The following is an 18,749-nucleotide window of genomic DNA, read 5'->3' as shown; positions in this document are numbered from 1 at the left end:
AAGCACCCGAAACATTGCCCGGGTCACCGCCAACCGAAAGCGAACCAATTCATCCCAGGTTGTAGGAGTCCCGCGAAACTCGGAAGTAGTGCCCGCTGGCGGTGTCGGTGCATCGCACACCGGACTGTTCGCTGGAGCAAGTGACGGTGCCCGCGGAGACGGTCTGACCGTAGTTCAGCGTCGGTTCCCCTGGAACTTTCAGCGTGTCGCCGTGACATTCGATGATGGCGGCTTTGCCGACCGAGAGACGGAACCGGCTGCCCCACTCGATGTGCTGCGCGCATTCCGGTGGTGGCGGAGGTTGGTAGGTGAATTCGCTGATGTCACATGCGGCCCCGGTGTTGTCCAGCGTGCAGTAGATGTTGCCCGACGGTGATTGGAAGTTGTTGGTTTGCCCGTACGCGGGCGCCGGGAAGCTGAGAGCCGCGGTCACCGTTGCTGCCGCAACGACCGCATGCTTGAGACTGTGCATCGTTCGTCCTCGCCGGTAGAAGTTTGCTGAGCAACAGACAGGATCGCATGCCGCGGCCCCGCTCGCTCGGCTTCCGGATTTGTCGGTGGCGCGGGTCAACTGCGCGGCATGGCAGCAAGTGTGAACTCAGGTGAGGACCTCGGTGGAGTGATTGCGCTGCTGATCGCGGTCGCGATCATCGTCAAGTTCCTCGGTGGCTATTGGGGGGCGGCGGCGCTGGTCGTCCCGTCCTTCCGGGGGCGAAGGCTTGGGCGCTGGTACAGGAGGCACCCGGCGTTGTCCACCCGCTACTGCGACGGCCTTGCCGTACCGACGATGAACGGGGCAGCTAGGGAACGGAACGGGATGAGCTCCCGCACCCGCACTATCCGGCGTTGGGACAGATCAAGGGCCGTAAGCCGGGGTAAGGCCTAGTTGTTACCATCGCGCGGTGATTACGGGGGACCGATCGCGGGCTGTTTCACGGCGCGACCTTCTCAGATATGCGGCGATCGTGCCGACCGTGCTCAGCGTCAGCACGCTGCTTCGTGCACCACGCGCCACCGCAGGCGTTGCCGGCATGAGCGTCTTCCTTGACGCCGGCCACGGCGGGGTCTACGACGCCTCCATCGACCGGCAGGTCCCTAATGGTCGCGGCGGCACCAAACCGTGCAACACATCCGGTGCGGCCGCCGACGGTGGCTACCCGGAGCACGCCTTCACCTTCGATGTCGTCAGTCGGATCGCTGGCGCACTGAACCAGATGGGGGTGCACACTCAGTTGTCGCGCGGTGACGACAACTCCGTCGGACCGTGCATCGATCAGCGGGCCGCGGAGGCCAACACCATCCGGCCCGACGCGATCGTGAGCATCCACGCCGACGGCGGCCCGCCCTCCGGGCGCGGATTCCACGTGAACTACTCCAGCCCGCCGCTCAATGACGTCCAAGCCAACTCCGCGGTGCAGCTCGCCAACATCATGCGTGACGCCTTGGCCGCAGCAGGCTTCCCGCCGTCGAACTACATCGGCTCCAACGGCCTGTACGGCCGCGCCGATCTGGCCGGATTGAACCTGGCCGAGTACCCCGCGGTCCTCGTCGAGCTCGGCAACATGAAGAACGCCGACGACGCGGCCCAGATGCAGAGCGCCGATGGCCGGGCGAAGTACGCCGCAGCGGTCACGCAGGGGATCGTCAACTTCCTCAGTACCAGGGCCCCGGCAGGATAAGGTGAGCAAGCCTACGCGGGAACAGCTTTGGGCCCAGCGCACCGAGTGGCCACTGGCCCTGGTCGCTGTCGCGTTCATCGCCATCTACTCCGTTCAGGTGCTGGGGCGCCCGACCGGCGCCGAGGCGCACTTCTTGTGGCTGGCGAGCTGGGGCGCGTGGAGCCTGTTCGTCGGCGACTACTTTGCTCGGTTGCTGCTGGCGTCCAATCGTCGAAAGTGGTTCCTGCAACACCTTTTCGATCTGCTGATTGTCGCTCTCCCGCTGATGCGGCCGTTGCGGATGTTGCGGCTTGTCGTCTTCTTCGGAGTGCTGCAGAAAGCCATCGGTGATGCCGTTCGCGGCCGCATCCTGATCTACACCATCTCCGGTGTGATGCTGCTGATCTACGTTGCATCGCTGGCGATTCTGGACACCGAGCGTGGCCAACGCGGCGCTACCATCACCTCCTTCGGAGAGGCGGTGTGGTGGTCGATCACCACGGTGACCACCATCGGCTACGGCCATCTGTATCCGATCACCGTGACCGGACGAGTGATTGCGGTGTTGCTCATGATCGGTGGCATCAGCCTCGTCGGTGTGGTCACCGCGTCGCTTGCCTCATGGATCGTCGAAGAGGTGTCGGAAACCGATGTGCGGAGTCAGGCGGCCACCGCAGCGGAGATCGACGAGCTTCGTCACGAGATTCGCGCACTGGCCGAAGCCGTGCGCCAACGTGACGCCGCGGGCCGCTCGCTGGAAGCCGAAGAACCGGCAGGTTAACGGCGCACCGGAAGCGGATTCAGTCGAACGTGGGCGGCACCGTATTGGTCAACGCCGGGTCGGGCCGCTCGGACGACATCGACAGCAGGCCGCGCACACCTCGGGCGGCTCGCAGCCAGTTCGACGGTTTCTTCAAATCCAAGCCGCCCAAGAGTTGCTTGATCATGGTCAACGTGTCGAAGTAGATACGTTCGCAGACCAGGGTTTCCGACTCGTCGAAGACGAAGTACGCGGTCATCCGTACCCGGAAGCGGCTGCCGGTGGGTGGCACCTTGCCGAGGTAGCCGCGGTGAGTACCCATCAGCCAGAACTCGACGATCACCGCATCCGCGCTATGGCGCAACGCGATGATCTCGTGGTCCTGATCGGGAAAGGCCGTCCGCGTGTAGTTGTAGTAACCGCGCACCGCTTCGTCGCCGTCGTGCACCGTCAGCTGCGGAATCAACTCGTAGCGCGGGTGCGGAAAGGTGGACAGAACGTCGTCCCAGTCTTGGCGGACCTCGTCGTGAAAGTGGTCGAGCACCAGCTTCTGGCGGGCGGCCAGCACATCAGGAGGCGGGAACGCGGGTATGGGCATGGTTGACGATAAACCCGGCGCTAGGACTTGATCGCCTCGATCGTCCAACTGGGCATGATCGGTGCCCGGGTCAAGGCGTGCTCGCCTTGGCCGATGCTGTGCAGCAGCCACTGCACCCGCAGGATGCAACAACCCATGCGCACCATCGCGAAGACCTCGTACCACTCCAGGTCTCGCAGCGGTCGACCGATCAATTCCTCGAAGCGGCGGATGACCCGATCGCGGCTGTCAAACCCCGGCAGCTCCGGGTCGTCGGTGCGGCCAGTGACCTCCATGGTCTGTCTACGCGTGGCCAGCCACCAGGCGAAGTCGCTCTCCGCCGGACACAAGCACGCCTGCTCCCAATCCAGGACGCCGACGATCTGTCCGGTGTCGGCGAAGATGCAATTGGACAGCCGGGCATCACCCCAACACACCGCCAGCTCGGAGGGCTGTGGCGGCTGGTGGCGGTACAGCCAGTCGAACGCGTCGGTGATGATGCCGGGCACCTGCCCGTCGGTGGCCCACTCCACGTACTCACGCCACCAGGTGAGTTCGGCGTCGTTGCCCACACCCGTGGGACGGTGTAGCCAGGTCGCTTCGGCAATCGGAACACGTTGTAGCGCAACCAGAGTGTCGAGGAACGAATCGTGCACCCGGTGCTGCACCTCCGCGCCCGCGCCGTGCAGCCAGCCGCGCAACGCATAGGACATGTCCGAGGGCGTGTGCCCGACGATGCGCGGCATCACCAGAAAACTCGAACCGAGCCAGGAGTCGTCTGGTTCGTAGTAATTGGGTGTCGGCGTGGCGATGCCGTAGCGGTGCAAGAACTCATGGGTGCGGGCCTGACCGGCCAGGTCGTATTCAGCGTAGATGCCGCCTCCGGTGGGCGGGATCCGCGCCACGAACTCCCGCACGTCAGCACCGTCGTCAACGCTGAACAACAAGCTTTCGCTGGACCATCCCGCGGCCTTATTGGCGGGACGCAGTTCGCCGACCTCGACGGCATCGCCGAACCTGCTCTGGAACCAGCGGCCGAGCGCCTCGCGCGTCGCCTCCAGGTCGCGCTGGCCGAGGGACAGTCCCGCCATAGACAAACCTTTACATGACGAGTATGAAATGTAAACAGGCCAGCTTCCGGCCGCCGCCGACGAAAGAGGTGAATGTGATTTGCTGTCAACCAATTACGGCGGTCTAGTCCCCGAAGACGAGTTATTGACGCACCAGATTGTCGACACCTTCGCGACGGTCAGCCAGTCCGACCCGTCCTGGACCGAGAAGATCTGGACCACTGCGCACGCGCGCGACAACTCGCTGCAGATCGTCCTCGGCATCGGCAAGTACACCAACCGGGGAGTGTTCGACGGCGCCGCGGGAGTATGCCGGGGCACCGAGCAGTGGACCGTACGGGCCGGTCGCCGACTGTCCGCCGACCCGTCGAGCCCCGACGTCGGACCCATCCACTACAGCGTCGTCGAACCGCTCAAGGCCATCCGCGTCGTCCTCGACCCAAACGAGCATGCCCCCATCGCATTCGACGTCACGATGCGCGGCAGTTTCCCCGCCGCGCTCGAGGACCCGTGGCCAGACCGCAGCCCCGACGGCTATCGCGTCACGCATAACGTGTTGCGCTACCACCAGATTGGCGTCGCGTCGGGCTGGGTGGAAGTCGACGGCGAGCGCACCGAAGTCCAGCCCGGCGACTGGTTCTGCAATCGAGATCATTCTTGGGGCTTGCGTCCCGGAGTCGGTAAACCCATTCCGGGCCTGCCTCGGGGCGGCCGGCACATCAAGCAGATGTTCATGACCTGGTGTCCCATGACGCTGACCCGCCCCGACGGATCGACGTATTCGCTGTTCGTGTTCTTTCAACAGGAACGAGGCGAGGGCTTCGATTCCACCCGCTACCAAGCCGAACAACAGAACTACGACGGCAGCGCCTATCGCTTCGCCGCCGTAGTTCAGGACCTGTACTTCCAAGACGACAACCGCCGCTTCACCCACGGCATCATCACACTCACCGAACCCGACGGATCGCAGCGACCCGTCCACCTCACCGCCGCGGGACCGACCGGATTTCACCTGGGAACCGCCGGCTATTACGGCTGGAATGACTGGGTTTACGGCCAATGGGTCGGTGATCTCAAAGTGGAAGGCAACCACGTGACCGATTGCGACCACCCCGACACGGCGCGCAGGGTGCACCAACTGCGGGACTTGCTGGTGCGCGTAGAAGATCCGGTGGGCGGTGGCGTCGGCGTCGGGAACGCCGAGACATTCGCGATGGGCGAGTTCCCCGAGCGCGGCCTCACTGCGCAGAACTCGTTCCTCTAAGGACTCCAGGCCACCGGCAGGCTCTTGATGCCGTGGATGAACTGCGAAAGCAAGCGGGCCGGCTCCGCAACGGCGCCGATGTCCGGAATCGACTGGCGCAACTCGTCGAACACCACCTTGATCTCCCGACGCGCCAGGTTCGCGCCCAGGCAGAAATGGGCACCACCCCCGCCGAATCCGACGTGCGGATTGGGGTTGCGCGCCACGTCGAATCGCCACGGATCGGCGAACTTCGACTCATCCCGGTTCGCCGAGCAATACCACAGTGAAACTTTGTCTCCTGCCGGCATTTTGGTGCCACGCAGCTCGATGTCTCGGGTCAACGTGCGCCGCATGTAGATCACGGGCGATGCCCACCGCACAATCTCTTCCACCGCGGTGTGCGACAGACCGTCGAAGTCCGACCACCACTTGTCGCGTTCTTCGGGGAAGCGCGACAGCGCCAGCAGCCCGTGGCTGATCGCGTTGCGTGTGGTCTCGTTGCCGGCCACCACCAGCAAGATGAAGAACATCGCGATCTCCGACGACGACAACCGCTCACCGTCGACTTCGGCCTCCACCAAACTGGTCGTGAGGTCGTCATGACGGTTGACCCGTCGGTCGTCGGCCAGCGCGGTGGCGTAGGCGCCGATGTCCATCGAGACCTTGATGAACTCCTCGAAGTCCGTCACCAGGTCCGGGTCACCGAACCCGAGAATGATGTTGGTCCAATGGAACACGCGATCGTGATCCTCTTCCGGAACGCCCATCATGTCGCAGATGACCTGTAACGGGAGCGGTCCCGCCAATTCGCTGACCAATTCGGCTTTCCCGTCAGGATGGTTGGCGATCATCGCCTGCACCAGCCGATGGGCACGCTCACGCACCGATGCCTCGATGCGCGCCGTCACCTTTGGGGTGAACGCTCTGCTGACGATCGAGCGCAGCCGTTGATGGCGCGGATCGTCCATCACGATCATCGAGCCGAAGTATTCGGCCAACTCCGGTGTCTGGTCGGCGATCACGATGTTGGGGCTGGAACTGAAGATCTCGGGATGACGGCTGGCGAAGAAGACGTCGTCGTGCTTGGTCAGCGCCCAATGTCCGTTGCCCGCGGTGAAGCCGGGCATCTGGATGGCGGGCCAGAACTTGATCGGCGCCTCGCGGCGCAGTGTGGCGAATGCGCCGTCCCGAATCAGGTCGTCTTGCTCCCAGAACTCCAGCGCGCCCAAATTGATGTCTGCAAGCGGGATTTCGGGCGGTGGATCCCCATTGACCCGAGGCGCGGCCGTAAGGCTCACCGGGATACTCCTACTGCGTGCACACCGTCCTTGCGGGAGTTCCCGTCGCGGTGGCGTTCTTGACGAGGTTGCCGTTGAGGTAGATCTTGCAGGTGACCGTGCCGGGGCTCTGCGCGCTCAACACGAACACCTGCCCGCCGAAACTGGTGAACTGCGTCGACCATGGCAACTTGGCGTTCGCCGCGTACTGCTGGCCGGCGTCAGTCTGGTAGACGATGTTGTCGGCGACCGGGGAACTTCCGCTGATCTCGTACCGAACCTTCGGCATGTCGTCCGCATTCGCCGCGCCACACGGCGCAAGACCGATATACAAAGCCAACGGGATCGCGAGTTTCGGCAGCGCCGCCAATGGACTTGTCATGTTGTTCATGTTGTCACCGCGAAAGACGGCGCGGAAGGGGTTGCCGGCCTTCGGTAGGGCTTAGGGTGAACGCGGTAGCTGGGGGACGTGGAGGTGGCTAATGGTCCAGAGTGCGAAACGGGTGGTCGTCTGGGGCACCGGCTTCGTGGGCAAAATGGTGATCGCCGAGATCGTCAAACATCCGCTCTTCGAATTGGTCGGCGTAGGCGTCAGTAACCCCGGCAAGGTCGGCCGCGACGTCGGCGACATCTGCGGCCTGCCCGAACCAGTGGGCATCACCGCCACCGACGACGTCGACGCCCTCATCGCGCTCGAGCCCGACGCTCTGGTGCACTACGGCCCGACCGCGATGCACGCCAAGGACAACATCCTGTTGATCACCCGCTTCCTGCGGGCCGGCATCGACGTGTGCTCGACCGCCATGACGCCCTGGGTTTGGCCGACCATGCACCTCAACCCGCCGAACTGGATTGCGCCCATCACCGAAGCCTGCGAGCTGGGCGAGTCGTCGTGCTTCACCACCGGCATCGACCCGGGCTTCGCCAACGACCTGTTCCCCATGACGCTGATGGGCCTGTGCGCCGAAGTCCGCCGGGTTCGCGCCTCGGAGTTGCTGGACTACACCAACTACGAAGGCGACTACGAACACGAAATGGGCATCGGGCGCGAGCCCGAATACAGCCCGCTGCTGGAGAACAGTGACATGCTCATCTTCGCCTGGGGCGCGACCGTCCCGATGATCGCCCACGCCGCCGGCATCATGCTCGACGAAATCACCACCACCTGGGACAAGTGGGTCACCCCAACCGAGCGCAACACCGTCAAAGGCGTCATCAAGCCCGGACACGTCGCCGCCGTGCGATTTACGATCAACGGTGTCTACCAGGGGGAGACGCGCATTCAACTCGAGCACGTCAACCGCATCGGGCCGGACGCCGCGCCGGATTGGCCATCGGGACACGACAACGACGTGTATCGAGTGGACATCGAAGGCACGCCGAGCATTTTTCAGGAAACGGCGTTTCGGTTCACCGACGGATCGGGCCGGGACGCGGCTACTGCCGGGTGCCTGGCCACCGGGATGCGTGCGCTCAACGCCGTACCCGCGGTCAACGATTTGTCGCCGGGTTGGGTCACCGCGCTGGACCTGCCGCTTATTCCGGGGGCGGGGACCATCCGCTGAACCGCCCGTCGTTGTACAGCTCACGCATAGGAAACTCAGAGTTCCGCTTTAGGTAGGACTTAGAGAATCCGTGCAGCGGCAATTTCGGGGACCTGCCGCTGACACGGGGATTGGACCACATGGCACAGGGAGCTAGGCCCGCGCTGGGCCTGTCGATCGGCGCCACCACTTTGGCAGCCGTCACCGCCGACCATGCCATCAGCCGCAAACCTGTGCTGACGCTCTACCGGCAACGCCCGCCCGAGGTCGGCGTGCCGTCGGAGAACCCCCGTCTAGACGAGCCGGGCCTGGTGCTCACTGATTTCGTCGACCGGGTGGGGGACCCCGTGGGGATCGTGGCCGCAGACGGCTCCGTGCACCGCAGCGAAGCGCTGGTTGCCGACGCCTTGCGAGCGCTCGCCTACAGCGCCACCGGGGGCCACCCGTTGCCCGACTGCGTCGCGGTCACGCACCCCGCGCACTGGCGGTCGTCGGCGGTGGACGCATTGGCCACCGCGCTGGGCAGGGTGTCGGAGTGGACCCACCGAGCCGAGCCGCTGACGCTGATCCCGGATTCCGCGGCGGCGCTGTTCGCGGTCCGGGCCAATCCCGGTATACCCGCCCGAGGGATCGTCGCGGTGTGCGATTTCGGTGGCAGCGGCACCAGCGTCACCTTGGTCGACGCCGCTGCCGAGTATCAACCGGTGGCCCGGACGGTGCGGCATCACGACTTCTCCGGCGACTCGATCGACCAGGCGCTGCTGACCTACGTCATGTCGCAGGTTCCCAACACCGGCTCCTTCGACCCCGCCGGCACCTCCGCGATCGGCTCACTGACCCGGCTGCGACTCGACTGCCGCATCGCCAAGGAGCGGCTTTCTTCCAGCACCGTGACCACGCTGCTGGAAGACACCCCAGGCCGGCGGGTGGAGATCCGACTGACCCGCAATGAGCTCGAAGACACCATCCGCGACTCCTTGCACAGCTTCGCGGCGGTGCTGGAACAGATGCTGTCGCGCAACGGGATCAATGGGTTGTCGGCGATCGTGTCCGTCGGCGGTGGCGCGACCATCCCGGTAGTGACAACGACACTCTCAGGGAAATTCGGGGTACCGGTCGTCACGACGCCGCGTCCCCAACTGACCTGCGCCATCGGCGGTGCGTTGCGGGCAGCTCGCGGACCGGCCGATACCAGCTCGACGATTCTCACGCCGGCAGCGCCTGCCGCGCGGGGCGCTGCGGAGGCACCGGGTACCTCCACAGCGCTGGCACCGGTCGTCCCGGAGCCCGCAGCCGAGGCGCCGGTGTCGGCGGTGCAGCCCGCCCTGGCCTGGTCGGAAGCCGACGACTCGTCGCGTAATCTGCCGGCCGGCGGCCCCGGAGGGTCGGGACTCACCTCCGCTCGCCCACAGCTGACGTTCGACGAACAAGCCCGCGACGAGCCCAAGCCGCCGCCGGTGCTTCCCTGGTACCGGCTGCCCGCGGTGATAGTCATCAGCACAGTGGTGGCCGTAGTGCTGGTGGGCGCAGCGGTGGCAATCGGACTGAGTTCGAGCGATCAGCCGGCGAAGTCACCGCAGGTGAGCACCGTGCCGAATTCTTCAGTGGCGCCGTCTCCGGCGCCGCCTCCGCCATCCGACGGCGCTACGCCCGAGCCGGCGCCGCCGGCTAGCCAGGTGCCGGAAACGCCTGCGCCGCCGCCGGCGCCGCAGACCAGCGAGGCGCCGCCGCCGCCGCAGACGACTGAGGCGCCCCCGCCGCCACCACCACCGACCACCGAGGCGCCACCACCACCGCCGCCGCCGGCGCAGCCGCCCAACACCCCGCCACCGGCACCGCAGCCACCGCAAATCCCCCAGGTGCCTGCGCCCAGCCCGCCGCCGGTCCCACAGATCCCGCAGATTCCGCCGATTCCCGGAATCGGCAACATCCCCGGGATCCCGCAGGTTCCCGGGGTCGGCCGGATATCGCTACCGAGGATCGGCCCGCTAGGGCCTAGTTGGCGCTAGCCCGATCGGGGTCTTCCTTGGTTGCTTTGATGATTTCCTCATTGAACTTCTTGTCGGACTCGAGCTGCTCTTCGGAGAACTTGTACTTGTTCTCCACCTCGTCGTCGCTGTCCGCCTCGTCCTTATCGCCGGAGTCGTCGGCCTTCTCGTTTTTGTCTTCGGTGCCCTTGTCGGTGTTCGCTTCGGCTGCCGGTGTGTCGTCGTCGTTCATGTACTTCGGATTACCGTCGTCGTCGATCCAGTCGTTGACCGCGGTACCGGAGATGGTCTTGGCCGAGCCGGGCAGAACCAGAGTGGGACGGTCCTCGTAGGCCGTCATCATCTCCGCGGCCTGCTCTTTGTGCTCTTCGTTGGGTTCGGGCACACCGGAATCGTCGTCACTGGTGCTATTGGGGCTGCCGCCATCGTCGTTGCCGTAGCCGGTTTGGCTTTCGCTGCTCTCGTCGGGACCGTTGTCGCTCTGGTCCGCAGCCTCATCGTCTCGCGCGCTCATGGCTTTCGCCCCCTAACGGACTTGCATTTGCTGATCGACCTTGAGAAGGGGGTTACCCACTGCCTGGTTGCGGCAAAACCGCTATGCCCGGGCCCGCTTGGTCAGTACCAGCGCGGCCAGCGGTATTCGCATGGGCTCAGGCGCGCGTGCCAACCGGTGCGCGACGGCGGCTTCCAGTCGCTCGACGAACTCAGCGGCGCGCGGATCATTGGGGCCGTCGTCCAGGGCAGCTGCCATGGTCGGCAACAGCGCGGCCCGGGCAAACGCTGCCCACTGCGCCCCGAACGCTTCGGCGTCGCCGTCGGCTTGATAGCGCGCCCAGAACCGGTCCGGGGCGTTGAACATGTCGAGATGCTCGATGGTCGTGCCTTCGAACCAGCCACTCGGAGCGAACGGAGCGCGCAGGTCGGCCTCGCTGCGGGCGACCACGGGAATCGTCATCCGCCGCCACTCCTCTTCGCGCAGCAGGCCCTGGCGCACCTGATCCAGGACGGCCTCGACCAGCGCGTCGTTCATCGCCCGGTAGCCGAACTGGCCCTCCTCGTCGACCGCCATCGTCAAGACCACCAGCCGACCGTTCGGAGCCAGTTCGCGTCCCCGGAAAGCCACGAAGTCGGTCCAGTCCTTGGCGGCCTGGCGGGCGTAGGCCGCGCGGGCTCCCTCGACACCGCTGTAAGCGACCTGCAGATGGTCAACGAGTTCCGGCGCTCCTTCGGGGACCCGGCTCAGCCATTGCACCGCCCACGAACTCCAGCCCAGATTCACCGTGCTGGTCGGCAAGATCTGACCGTAGAAGGACCGGCCGATCGCCGACGCGAAGACGGCGGCGTCCTTTTGCAGGTAGCTGTCGGGGTCTTCGTCCAAGGTCCGGAACAAAGCCGTGAAGTCGTTCTCCGGTACATCGGTGTGCGCGACCAGGATCGCGTGGTCGTGGCGGGTACGTCCGCGAAGCACGTCAATCGCGGCGGTGATGGGCCGTAGCGAATTGTGCCCGGTGGCTGCCCCGAAATCGGCGATGACGACCGGTTGCGGCGGCTTGGGCAGCGACACCTGCGCGGCGGCCCGCTCGAACAACGCGACGGCCGGAAGCAATCCGGCGGCCTGCAGCCGCGACGACTGGGTGTACGTCGCGCTTTCCATCGGCTCGGGCCGCACGACGTTGCTCGACTCGGGCAAGTGCACCTCCGATTCAGCTCAGCTAGGGAAGCTTACCCCGGTCAGTCGCTCCGAGATCTCCCAAAGTCGTTGACTGTCAGTCTCATTGAGCGCACGAGCGGGCACTTTAGCTTCGGTCACGCCGCCGCCCGCGGCCTCGTAGAAGCCGCGCGGGCCGTAAAACGCGCCGCCTTCGGCTTGCGGAGTCACGGCGGCGTACAGCGCCGGCAGGATTCCTTCGTCGATCTCCTGCCACAGGAACGGAGCGTAGCGCCATGACGTGGTGTACAGCCGCTGCATCAACGCCGGCTTGTCCCGGCCGTGCGAAGGTCCGCTAATCTGCAGGTTGGTCTTGGTCAAACCCGGGTGCGCGGCGTTGGACAGGATGCCCCAGCCGGCCGCCCTGCTGCGGCGGTCCAACTCGCGGGCGAACATCAAGACGGCTAGTTTCGACTGGCCGTAGGCGGTCATGGGCGCATACGACTTCTCGAACTGCAGGTCGTCGAAGTTGATCCGGCCGCGTCGCGCGGCCAGGCTGCTCAGCGAGACGACCCGCGGCTTCTGCGCGGCCCGTAACAACGGCAGCACGTGCCCGGTTAGCGCGAAGTGCCCGAGATGATTACTGCCGAACTGCAATTCGAAGCCATCGGCGGTGGTGTCGCGATCCGGCGGTGTCATGACGCCGGCGTTGTTGATCAGGATGTCGATCGGGCGACCTTCGGCGTTCAGCTGTTCGCCCAACGCGGCCACCGAGGCCAGCGACGACAGGTCCAGCGGTTTGATGGTCAACTTCGCATCCGGTACTGACGTTCGGATCTTTTCGATCGCCTCCTCGCCCTTGGCGCGGTTGCGGATCGCCATCACCACGTCGGCACCGGCCGCTGAAAGCCGCCGCGCCAAGCCGAAGCCCAGGCCACTGTTGGCGCCGGTGATCACTGCCATTTTGCCGGACAGGTTGGGAACGGTGGCGATGAGTTTGTGGGCCATGCGTATCACTCCTCGTCTAAGTGGCGCACAGGTGCGGCTCGTTCAGTGTCCTCTTTCTGTCGCCGTTTGCGAATGCGGGCGGCATTCTGGTCGGCATGGCCTTGAGCGCGGCGTGGCGGCGGCGGGCGCCTGGTTGGCTGGCGGCTTTGGTCGTGGGGTCGCTACCCGCGCTTGCTTTCCCCACCGTCTCGTGGTGGTGGCTGGGCTGGGTGGGCTTGGTGCCGCTGCTCCTGCTGGTCCGGACGGCGCCGACGTCCTGGGACGGCGCCGTGCGGGCGTGGTGGGGCCTCACCGGGTTCGTGCTGACCACCCAATACTGGCTGACGACCAGCATCGGTCCGCTACTGATAGTGATGGCCGCGGGGTTGGGAGCGCTGTGGCTGCCGTGGGGGTGGAGCGCACACCGGCTCTTATCGGGGCCTTCGGTTACTGCCTTGCTCGTGCTGCCCAGCGCGTGGGTGGCGGCCGAAGTAGTGCGCTCCTTGCCTGCGTTGGGCGGTCCGTGGGCGCCGTTGGGAATGTCGCAGTGGAATTCTCCTCCGACGCTGGCCTCCTCCGCCTTGGGCGGGGTGTGGTTGACCAGTTTCCTTGTGGCCGCGGTTAATACGGCCATCGCGTATGCGATCGTGCGGCGGGACGTGTCGGGTCGGCTCGTCGCGTTGGCGTGCGCGACGGTATGCGTGGCCATTGGGCCGGTCTGGTACTGGCTGGGCCCGACGCCAGCAGGCGGTGGTGCCGTGCGGATCGCCCTGGTGCAGACCGGTGACATCAAAGACGCCGACGCCCGACAGGCGGCCAGTGAAGCGCTTACCGCCACGCTCGCCGGTCAGCACGTCGACCTGGTGGTGTGGGGCGAAAGCAGCGTCGGCGTGGACCTCACCAGCCATCCCGACGCGCTGGCCCGGCTATCCGAGCTGTCTCGTCGAGTCGGCGCGGACCTGTTGGTCAACGTCGACGCGCCGGCACCCGGTGGCGGCATCCACAAATCGTCGGTGCTGGTGGGCTCCGAGGGGGTGTCGGGCAGCTACCGCAAGACCCGGCTGGTGCCGTTCGGTGAATACGTGCCACTGCGGCCGCTGTTGGGCTGGATCACCCGTCACAGCAAGGCCGCCGGTGAGGACCGGCAGCGGGGGACCGGGCCGGTGGTGTTACGCGCCGATGGGCTGGCCATCGGGCCGCTGATCAGTTACGAGACGACCTTCTCCGACCTTGCTCGACGCGAGGCCGTGTTGGGCGCCGACCTGCTGGCGTATCAAAGCGCCACGTCGTCGTTTCAAGGAAGTTGGGCGCAACCGCAATTGGCCGCGCAGCCGGCGGTGCGCGCCGTCGAGGCGGGTCGGCCGGCGGTACACGCCGGGTTGTCAGGTGACACTACGGTTTTCGATGCGCGCGGTCACCTGCTGGTGTGGCGGGGGTCGGACTTTCGCGGGGTGGTCGTCGTCAGTGTTGCGCGGCAGTCGCGAGTAACCCCCTACCAACGCCTCGGTGACTGGGTGCCGATCCTGGCTTTCGTCGTGCTGGGCGGCGCGATTGCGGTGTCGCGCCTGCGTGCGCGTGACACACTGCGTGGGTGAGCAGCAGACGGCTTGCCAAGATTTCGCTGTCCGTGGCCATCGCCATGTTGGTGGTCGCGGTGGCCGGGTTCATCACCACCCTGATCCTCAACGCGTTCTACTTCGACGAATACGACGCCTACGGTGAGGTGCCGATCCCCGGGTCGGGCACCGTGCACCTGCCCTCCGGTGGCGCGACGGTCAGCCTGCATGCGTTGGTCATCGGCGGCGCCGACGGTGGTCTGCCGGTGCCGCCGCTGCAGATCAGCGTGACCCCGCCCGAGGGCGTGCCACAACCGGAGGTCACCGAAAGCATCGGTGGGACAACGACAGTCAACAACGATGCGCACGTAAGAGTATGGAACGTGCAGGTGCCCGTGGAAGGCGATTACCACATCAAGACCGACGGTCAGGTCGGCGGATACATCAACCCACAACTGGCGTTCGGCCACACCAGTTCTTACGGCTGGCTGGTGTGGGTGTTCGTCGGGCTGTTCGTCGTCGCGCTTGTCGATCTGGCGTTGTCCATCCTGTGGTTGGCGCGCAGCCCGGCCCGAGTGGTGTCGGTCTCGGCCAGCCCGTATGTGCACGACCTGTCACCGTCTACGGCCGCCGTCGCCTACGAGCCCACCGATGACGGCGTTCGGCTGGAGCGACTGAAAACCCTTGCCGGGCTGCGTGACTCCGGGGCGCTGACCGAAGAGGAATTCGAAAGCGAGAAGCGCCGCATTCTGCAGGGGCACTAGCTCGCCTGCGCACGCTCGCGGGGGCGAACGATGCGGCTAGTGTCCGCGAGCAACCCATTCTTCGTAGTGGATGATCTCGTCGGCGATCGTGGTGCTGTCGCCGTGGCCGGTGTGCACGACGGTGTCAGGCGGCAACGCGCCGAGCCGATCGGAGATGGACCGCAAGATGGTGGGGAAGTCTGAGTAGGAGCGTCCCGTCGCGCCGGGTCCACCGGAAAACAGCGTGTCGCCGCTGAACACCACACCGAGTTCCGGGGCGTACCAGCACACCGATCCGGGCGAGTGGCCCGGGGTGTGGATGGCGCGTAGCTCGGTGCCGGCGACGCGTAAGCTCTGCCCGTCGTCGACAGCGCGGAAGTCCTTGTCGGCGTGCGTCATTCGCCACAACACATCGTCGGCTGGATGCAGCAGCACCGGCGCATCAAGGGCTGCGCCAAGTTGGGGCGCCACCGTCACGTGGTCGTTGTGGCCATGAGTGCACACCACCGCCACCACGTGACGGCCGTTGACAGCCGCGCGAATCGGCTCGGCGTCGTGCGCAGCGTCGAAGACCACCACCTCCGAGTCGTCACCGATCAACCAGATGTTGTTGTCGACTTCCCAACTGCCGCCGTCGAGTTCGAAAGTTCCGTGGGTGACCACGCGGTCGATGGTGGCCATCACAGCATCACCACCGAACGCAGCACCTTGCCGCCATGCATTTTGTGGAAGGCCTCTTCGACGTCATCGAGGCCGATGCGCTCGGAGACGAACAGATCAAGCGGCAACCGGCCCTGCAGGTACAGGTCGATCAGAGTGGGGAAGTCGCGTTCGGGCAGGCAGTCTCCGTACCAGGAGGACTTCAGCGCGCCGCCGTGGGAGAAGAAGTCGATCAGCGGCATGTCCAGTTGCATGTCCGGTGTCGGCACGCCCACCAGCACCACGGTCCCCGCCAGGTCGCGAGCATAGAACGCCTGCTTCCACGTCTCGGGCCGGCCGACGGCGTCGATCACGACATTGACCCCGAAGCCGTCGGTGAGGTCCTGGATGGTTTTGACCACATCGAGTTCGCGCGCGTTGATGGTGTGGGTGGCGCCGAACTTGCGGGCCCAATCGAGTTTGGTGTTGTCGGTGTCCACGGCGATGATTCGACGGGCACCCACCAGGGCTGACCCGGCGATGGCCGCATCGCCGACTCCGCCGCAGCCGATCACCGCCACCGTGTCGTCGCGGGTGACGCCGCCCGTGTTGATCGCGGCGCCGATACCGGCCATCACGCCGCAGCCCAGCAGGCCGGCGGCGGCGGGGTCGGCCTCCGGATTCACCTTGGTGCACTGACCCGCCGCTACCAGCGTCTTGTCGGCGAAGGCGCCGATGCCCAGTGCCGGGGTGAGTTCGGTGCCGTCGGTCAGCGTCATCTTTTGCTCGGCGTTATAGGTGTCGAAGCAAAGGTGCGGCCGACCGCGCTTGCAGGCGCGGCACTTCCCGCATACGGCGCGCCAGTTGAGGATCACGAAATCGCCCGGTTCGATCGTCGTGACCCCGGGTCCGACCGCTTCGACCGTGCCCGCGGCCTCGTGGCCCAGCAGGAACGGATATTCGTCGTTGATGCCGCCCTCGCGGTAGGTCAGGTCGGTGTGGCAGACGCCGCAGGCGATGATGTCGACGACTGCTTCACCGGGCCCGGGATCCGGGACGACGATGTCCACCAACTCGACGGGTTCACCCTTTTTCCGTGAAATCACGCCTCGCACTGTCTGACTCATGGCCTCTAACCTACGGTGTAGCGTCGCTGAGCGTGACGGCAACCGAAACCACCGAGGCGTTCATCGAGCGCATGGTTGCGACGATTGACAACGCCAGCCTGGCCCTGTTGTTGAGCGTCGGGCATCAAACCGGCCTGCTGGAAACGATGGGGAACCTCGCGCCAGCCACCAGCGCCGAGATCGCCGAGGCGGCCGGCCTCAACGAGCGCTACGTTCGAGAATGGCTGGGCGGCATGACCGCTGGACGTGTCGTCGACTATGACCCGCAAACCCAGACCTACTCATTGCCGGCTCATCGGGCCGCGGTGTTGACCAGTGCGGCCGGCCCGCACAACCTCGCCATCGTGGCGCAGTTCGTACCGCAGCTCAGCGAAGTCGAGCAGAAGATCCTCGACTGCTTCCGCAACGGCGGCGGCCTGCCCTACAGCGAGTTCCCCCGCTTCCACACCTTGATGGCCGAGCAAAGCGGGGCCGTCTTCGACACCTCGCTCGTCGACGTCGTGCTGCCGTTGGTCGACGGTCTTCCGGAATTGTTGCGCTCCGGCGCCGACGTTGCCGACTTCGCCTGTGGCAGCGGGCATGCGATCAACGTCATGGCCCAGGCGTTTCCGGCCAGTCGGTTCACCGGCATCGACTTCGCCGAAGAGGCGATTGCGACCGGGCGCGACGAGGCCGCTCGGCTCGGCTTGACCAACGCGACGTTCGAGGCCCACGACCTTGCGCGGCTGGACAAGGAGTCCGCGTACGACGTCGTCACCGTCTTCGACGCCATCCATGATCAAGCGCAGCCCGCGCAGGTGCTGTCGAACATCCACCGGGCGCTGCGTCCCGGCGGTGTCCTGCTGATGGCCGACATCAAGGCGTCGAGCCGACTGGAAGACAACATCGGCGTTCCGATGAGCACCTATCTCTACACCACCTCGATGATGCATTGCATGACGGTGTCGCTGGCCTTCGATGGCGCCGGACTCGGTACGGCATGGGGATGGCAGCTGGCCAAATCAATGCTTGCCGACGCCGGGTTCGACGACGTGGTCATCGCCGAGATCGAGTCGGACCCGATCAACAACTACTACATCGCCAGGAAGTAATGGCCGCTCTCGACGCTCTCGACGACTGGCCGGTCCCGGCCGCCGCCGCGGCGATAGTGGGACCTGACGGAGTTGTTGCCAGCCACGGCGACACCGGGCGCGAGTTCGCCCTCGCCTCGGTCACCAAGCCGCTGGTCGCACGAGCCGCGCAGGTCGCCGTCGAGGAAGGAGTCGTCGAGCTCGATTCCCCGGCCGGCCCGCCAGGGTCCACCGTCCGGCACCTGTTGGCGCATGCGTCGGGTCTGGCAATGCTGGAGAACAAGGAGCTGGCCCGGCCCGGCACGCGGCGGATCTATTCGAATTACGGCTTCGCTGTATTGGCCGAAACGCTGGAGCGTGAATCGGGCATCGAGTTCGGCCGCTACCTCAACGAGGCCGTCTGCGAGCCGCTCGGCATGACCACGACCCGGCTCGACGGCGGCGCCCCGGCCGCCGGATTCGGAGCCACCTCCACGGTCGCTGACCTGGCCGCATTCGCCCGCGACCTGTTGCGTCCGGCAACGGTCTCCCCGCAGATGCATGCCGACGCCACCGCGGTGCAGTTCCCCGGTCTCAACGGCGTGCTGCCGGGCTACGGCGTCCAACGGCCCAACGACTGGGGGTTGGGGTTCGAGATCCGGGACGGCAAGACCCCGCACTGGACCGGGGCGCGCAACTCCGCGCGGACGTACGGCCATTTCGGTCAGGCGGGCGGGTTCATCTGGGTAGATCCGGAGGCCGACCTGGCGCTCGTCGTGCTGACCGACCGGGATTTCGGCGACTGGGCGCTAAGCCCTTGGCCTGCGCTTTCCGACGATGTGATAGCCGCACAGATCTGATGCGAACTGCACACTAGCGC

General features: G+C 65.8%; 19 protein-coding genes. 9 read left to right on the top strand and 10 right to left on the bottom strand.

What is annotated here, in order from left to right:
- Positions 1-49: 49 nt before the first annotated feature.
- Positions 50-472 (bottom strand): DUF6636 domain-containing protein, encoded by a 423-nt coding sequence (locus I2456_RS16180; protein WP_068026972.1) that lies wholly within the window; start codon positions 470-472, stop codon positions 50-52.
- A gap of 433 nt (positions 473-905) precedes the next feature.
- Here I2456_RS16180 and I2456_RS16175 point away from each other — a divergent pair, with 433 nt between their 5' ends.
- The gene (locus tag I2456_RS16175) at positions 906-1,679 is read left to right on the top strand and encodes an Rv3717 family N-acetylmuramoyl-L-alanine amidase (RefSeq protein WP_068027175.1); all 774 of its coding nucleotides are present in this window, start codon (positions 906-908) and stop codon (positions 1,677-1,679) included.
- A 1-nt stretch (position 1,680) separates the two neighbouring features.
- Positions 1,681-2,439: a potassium channel family protein gene (locus tag I2456_RS16170; RefSeq protein ID WP_068026967.1), complete on the top strand. Its 759-nt coding sequence runs from the start codon at positions 1,681-1,683 to the stop codon at positions 2,437-2,439.
- Between the two features lie 19 nt (positions 2,440-2,458).
- Here I2456_RS16170 and I2456_RS16165 read toward each other — a convergent pair whose 3' ends face one another.
- Both I2456_RS16165 and I2456_RS16160 read right to left on the bottom strand, forming a co-directional pair.
- Positions 2,459-3,016: an ester cyclase gene (locus I2456_RS16165; protein WP_068160775.1), complete on the bottom strand. Its 558-nt coding sequence runs from the start codon at positions 3,014-3,016 to the stop codon at positions 2,459-2,461.
- Between the two features lie 20 nt (positions 3,017-3,036).
- The gene (locus tag I2456_RS16160) at positions 3,037-4,086 is read right to left on the bottom strand and encodes a phosphotransferase family protein (protein ID WP_085074584.1); all 1,050 of its coding nucleotides are present in this window, start codon (positions 4,084-4,086) and stop codon (positions 3,037-3,039) included.
- A 79-nt stretch (positions 4,087-4,165) separates the two neighbouring features.
- On the opposite strand from I2456_RS16160, the gene I2456_RS16155 reads away from it, so the two are divergent.
- Positions 4,166-5,329 carry an Rv3169 family protein gene (locus I2456_RS16155; RefSeq protein ID WP_085074583.1) on the top strand — a complete coding sequence of 388 codons (1,164 nt, stop codon included), beginning with the start codon at positions 4,166-4,168 and terminating at the stop codon, positions 5,327-5,329.
- Here I2456_RS16155 and I2456_RS16150 read toward each other — a convergent pair.
- Entirely contained in the window at positions 5,326-6,615 is a 1,290-nt protein-coding gene (locus I2456_RS16150; protein WP_085074582.1) for a cytochrome P450, read from the bottom strand. The genes I2456_RS16155 and I2456_RS16150 overlap by 4 nt on opposite strands.
- Before the next feature lie 4 nt (positions 6,616-6,619).
- Positions 6,620-6,970 carry an MmpS family transport accessory protein gene (locus I2456_RS16145; RefSeq protein WP_139823202.1) on the bottom strand — a complete coding sequence of 117 codons (351 nt, stop codon included), beginning with the start codon at positions 6,968-6,970 and terminating at the stop codon, positions 6,620-6,622.
- Between the two features lie 100 nt (positions 6,971-7,070).
- Between I2456_RS16145 and I2456_RS16140 the strand changes: the two genes are divergently transcribed.
- Positions 7,071-8,153: an NAD(P)H-dependent amine dehydrogenase family protein gene (locus I2456_RS16140; RefSeq protein ID WP_068026949.1), complete on the top strand. Its 1,083-nt coding sequence runs from the start codon at positions 7,071-7,073 to the stop codon at positions 8,151-8,153.
- Between the two features lie 119 nt (positions 8,154-8,272).
- The gene (locus I2456_RS16135; protein ID WP_085074580.1) at positions 8,273-10,141 is read left to right on the top strand and encodes an Hsp70 family protein; all 1,869 of its coding nucleotides are present in this window, start codon (positions 8,273-8,275) and stop codon (positions 10,139-10,141) included.
- Here the strand turns inward: I2456_RS16135 and I2456_RS16130 are convergent.
- The 3 genes from I2456_RS16130 to I2456_RS16120 all read right to left on the bottom strand — a co-directional run bounded on the left by I2456_RS16130 (position 10,128) and on the right by I2456_RS16120 (position 12,776).
- Positions 10,128-10,634 carry a hypothetical protein gene (locus I2456_RS16130; protein WP_139823201.1) on the bottom strand — a complete coding sequence of 169 codons (507 nt, stop codon included), beginning with the start codon at positions 10,632-10,634 and terminating at the stop codon, positions 10,128-10,130. The genes I2456_RS16135 and I2456_RS16130 overlap by 14 nt on opposite strands.
- A gap of 81 nt (positions 10,635-10,715) precedes the next feature.
- Complete coding sequence (locus I2456_RS16125) at positions 10,716-11,774, bottom strand: class I SAM-dependent methyltransferase (RefSeq protein ID WP_085074628.1); 1,059 nt, start codon at positions 11,772-11,774, stop codon at positions 10,716-10,718.
- Positions 11,775-11,828: 54 nt separating this feature from the next.
- On the bottom strand, positions 11,829-12,776 hold the full coding sequence (locus I2456_RS16120; RefSeq protein ID WP_085074579.1) for an SDR family oxidoreductase: 948 nt from the start codon (positions 12,774-12,776) through the stop codon (positions 11,829-11,831).
- Between the two features lie 95 nt (positions 12,777-12,871).
- On the opposite strand from I2456_RS16120, the gene lnt reads away from it, so the two are divergent.
- Together lnt and I2456_RS16110 are read left to right on the top strand one after the other, a co-directional pair.
- The gene (gene lnt, locus I2456_RS16115; protein WP_085074627.1) at positions 12,872-14,350 is read left to right on the top strand and encodes an apolipoprotein N-acyltransferase; all 1,479 of its coding nucleotides are present in this window, start codon (positions 12,872-12,874) and stop codon (positions 14,348-14,350) included.
- Entirely contained in the window at positions 14,347-15,075 is a 729-nt protein-coding gene (locus I2456_RS16110; RefSeq protein ID WP_085074578.1) for an SHOCT domain-containing protein, read from the top strand. The genes lnt and I2456_RS16110 overlap by 4 nt, the downstream gene beginning before the upstream one ends.
- 36 nt (positions 15,076-15,111) lie before the next feature.
- Here I2456_RS16110 and I2456_RS16105 read toward each other — a convergent pair whose 3' ends face one another.
- Both I2456_RS16105 and I2456_RS16100 read right to left on the bottom strand, forming a co-directional pair.
- A complete protein-coding gene (locus I2456_RS16105; RefSeq protein WP_068026936.1) occupies positions 15,112-15,735 on the bottom strand; it encodes an MBL fold metallo-hydrolase in 624 nt (207 codons plus the stop codon).
- Positions 15,735-16,820 (bottom strand): S-(hydroxymethyl)mycothiol dehydrogenase, encoded by a 1,086-nt coding sequence (locus I2456_RS16100; protein WP_085074577.1) that lies wholly within the window; start codon positions 16,818-16,820, stop codon positions 15,735-15,737. Before I2456_RS16100 ends, I2456_RS16105 begins: the two co-directional genes overlap by 1 nt.
- Positions 16,821-16,891: 71 nt before the next feature.
- On the opposite strand from I2456_RS16100, the gene I2456_RS16095 reads away from it, so the two are divergent.
- Positions 16,892-17,911, top strand: coding sequence for a class I SAM-dependent methyltransferase (locus I2456_RS16095; RefSeq protein ID WP_116645748.1), 1,020 nt, complete (start codon positions 16,892-16,894; stop codon positions 17,909-17,911).
- Positions 17,911-18,729, top strand: a complete 819-nt coding sequence (locus tag I2456_RS16090; RefSeq protein ID WP_085074576.1) for a serine hydrolase domain-containing protein — start codon at positions 17,911-17,913, stop codon at positions 18,727-18,729. The genes I2456_RS16095 and I2456_RS16090 overlap by 1 nt, the downstream gene beginning before the upstream one ends.
- Positions 18,730-18,749 lie beyond the last annotated feature (20 nt).

It is taken from the genome of Mycobacterium kubicae (assembly GCF_015689175.1).
Lineage (GTDB): Bacteria > Actinomycetota > Actinomycetes > Mycobacteriales > Mycobacteriaceae > Mycobacterium > Mycobacterium kubicae.
Note: the sequence above shows the minus strand (reverse complement) of the source record. Positions and strands in the feature narration are given on the sequence as shown.

Bases quoted from the DNA above. Each gene is read 5' to 3' on its own strand.
- I2456_RS16095 (WP_116645748.1), top strand. From the start codon at position 16,892: ATGGTTGCGACGATTGACAACGCCAGCCTGGCCCTGTTGTTGAGCGTC.
- I2456_RS16130 (WP_139823201.1), bottom strand. From the start codon at position 10,634: ATGAGCGCGCGAGACGATGAGGCTGCGGACCAGAGCGACAACGGTCCC.
- I2456_RS16135 (WP_085074580.1), top strand. From the start codon at position 8,273: ATGGCACAGGGAGCTAGGCCCGCGCTGGGCCTGTCGATCGGCGCCACC.
- I2456_RS16180 (WP_068026972.1), bottom strand. From the start codon at position 472: ATGCACAGTCTCAAGCATGCGGTCGTTGCGGCAGCAACGGTGACCGCG.
- I2456_RS16100 (WP_085074577.1), bottom strand. From the start codon at position 16,820: ATGAGTCAGACAGTGCGAGGCGTGATTTCACGGAAAAAGGGTGAACCC.
- I2456_RS16105 (WP_068026936.1), bottom strand. From the start codon at position 15,735: ATGGCCACCATCGACCGCGTGGTCACCCACGGAACTTTCGAACTCGAC.
- I2456_RS16090 (WP_085074576.1), top strand. From the start codon at position 17,911: ATGGCCGCTCTCGACGCTCTCGACGACTGGCCGGTCCCGGCCGCCGCC.
- I2456_RS16140 (WP_068026949.1), top strand. From the start codon at position 7,071: ATGGTCCAGAGTGCGAAACGGGTGGTCGTCTGGGGCACCGGCTTCGTG.
- I2456_RS16165 (WP_068160775.1), bottom strand. From the start codon at position 3,016: ATGCCCATACCCGCGTTCCCGCCTCCTGATGTGCTGGCCGCCCGCCAG.
- I2456_RS16125 (WP_085074628.1), bottom strand. From the start codon at position 11,774: ATGGAAAGCGCGACGTACACCCAGTCGTCGCGGCTGCAGGCCGCCGGA.
- I2456_RS16120 (WP_085074579.1), bottom strand. From the start codon at position 12,776: ATGGCCCACAAACTCATCGCCACCGTTCCCAACCTGTCCGGCAAAATG.
- I2456_RS16145 (WP_139823202.1), bottom strand. From the start codon at position 6,970: ATGACAAGTCCATTGGCGGCGCTGCCGAAACTCGCGATCCCGTTGGCT.
- I2456_RS16160 (WP_085074584.1), bottom strand. From the start codon at position 4,086: ATGGCGGGACTGTCCCTCGGCCAGCGCGACCTGGAGGCGACGCGCGAG.
- lnt (WP_085074627.1), top strand. From the start codon at position 12,872: ATGGCCTTGAGCGCGGCGTGGCGGCGGCGGGCGCCTGGTTGGCTGGCG.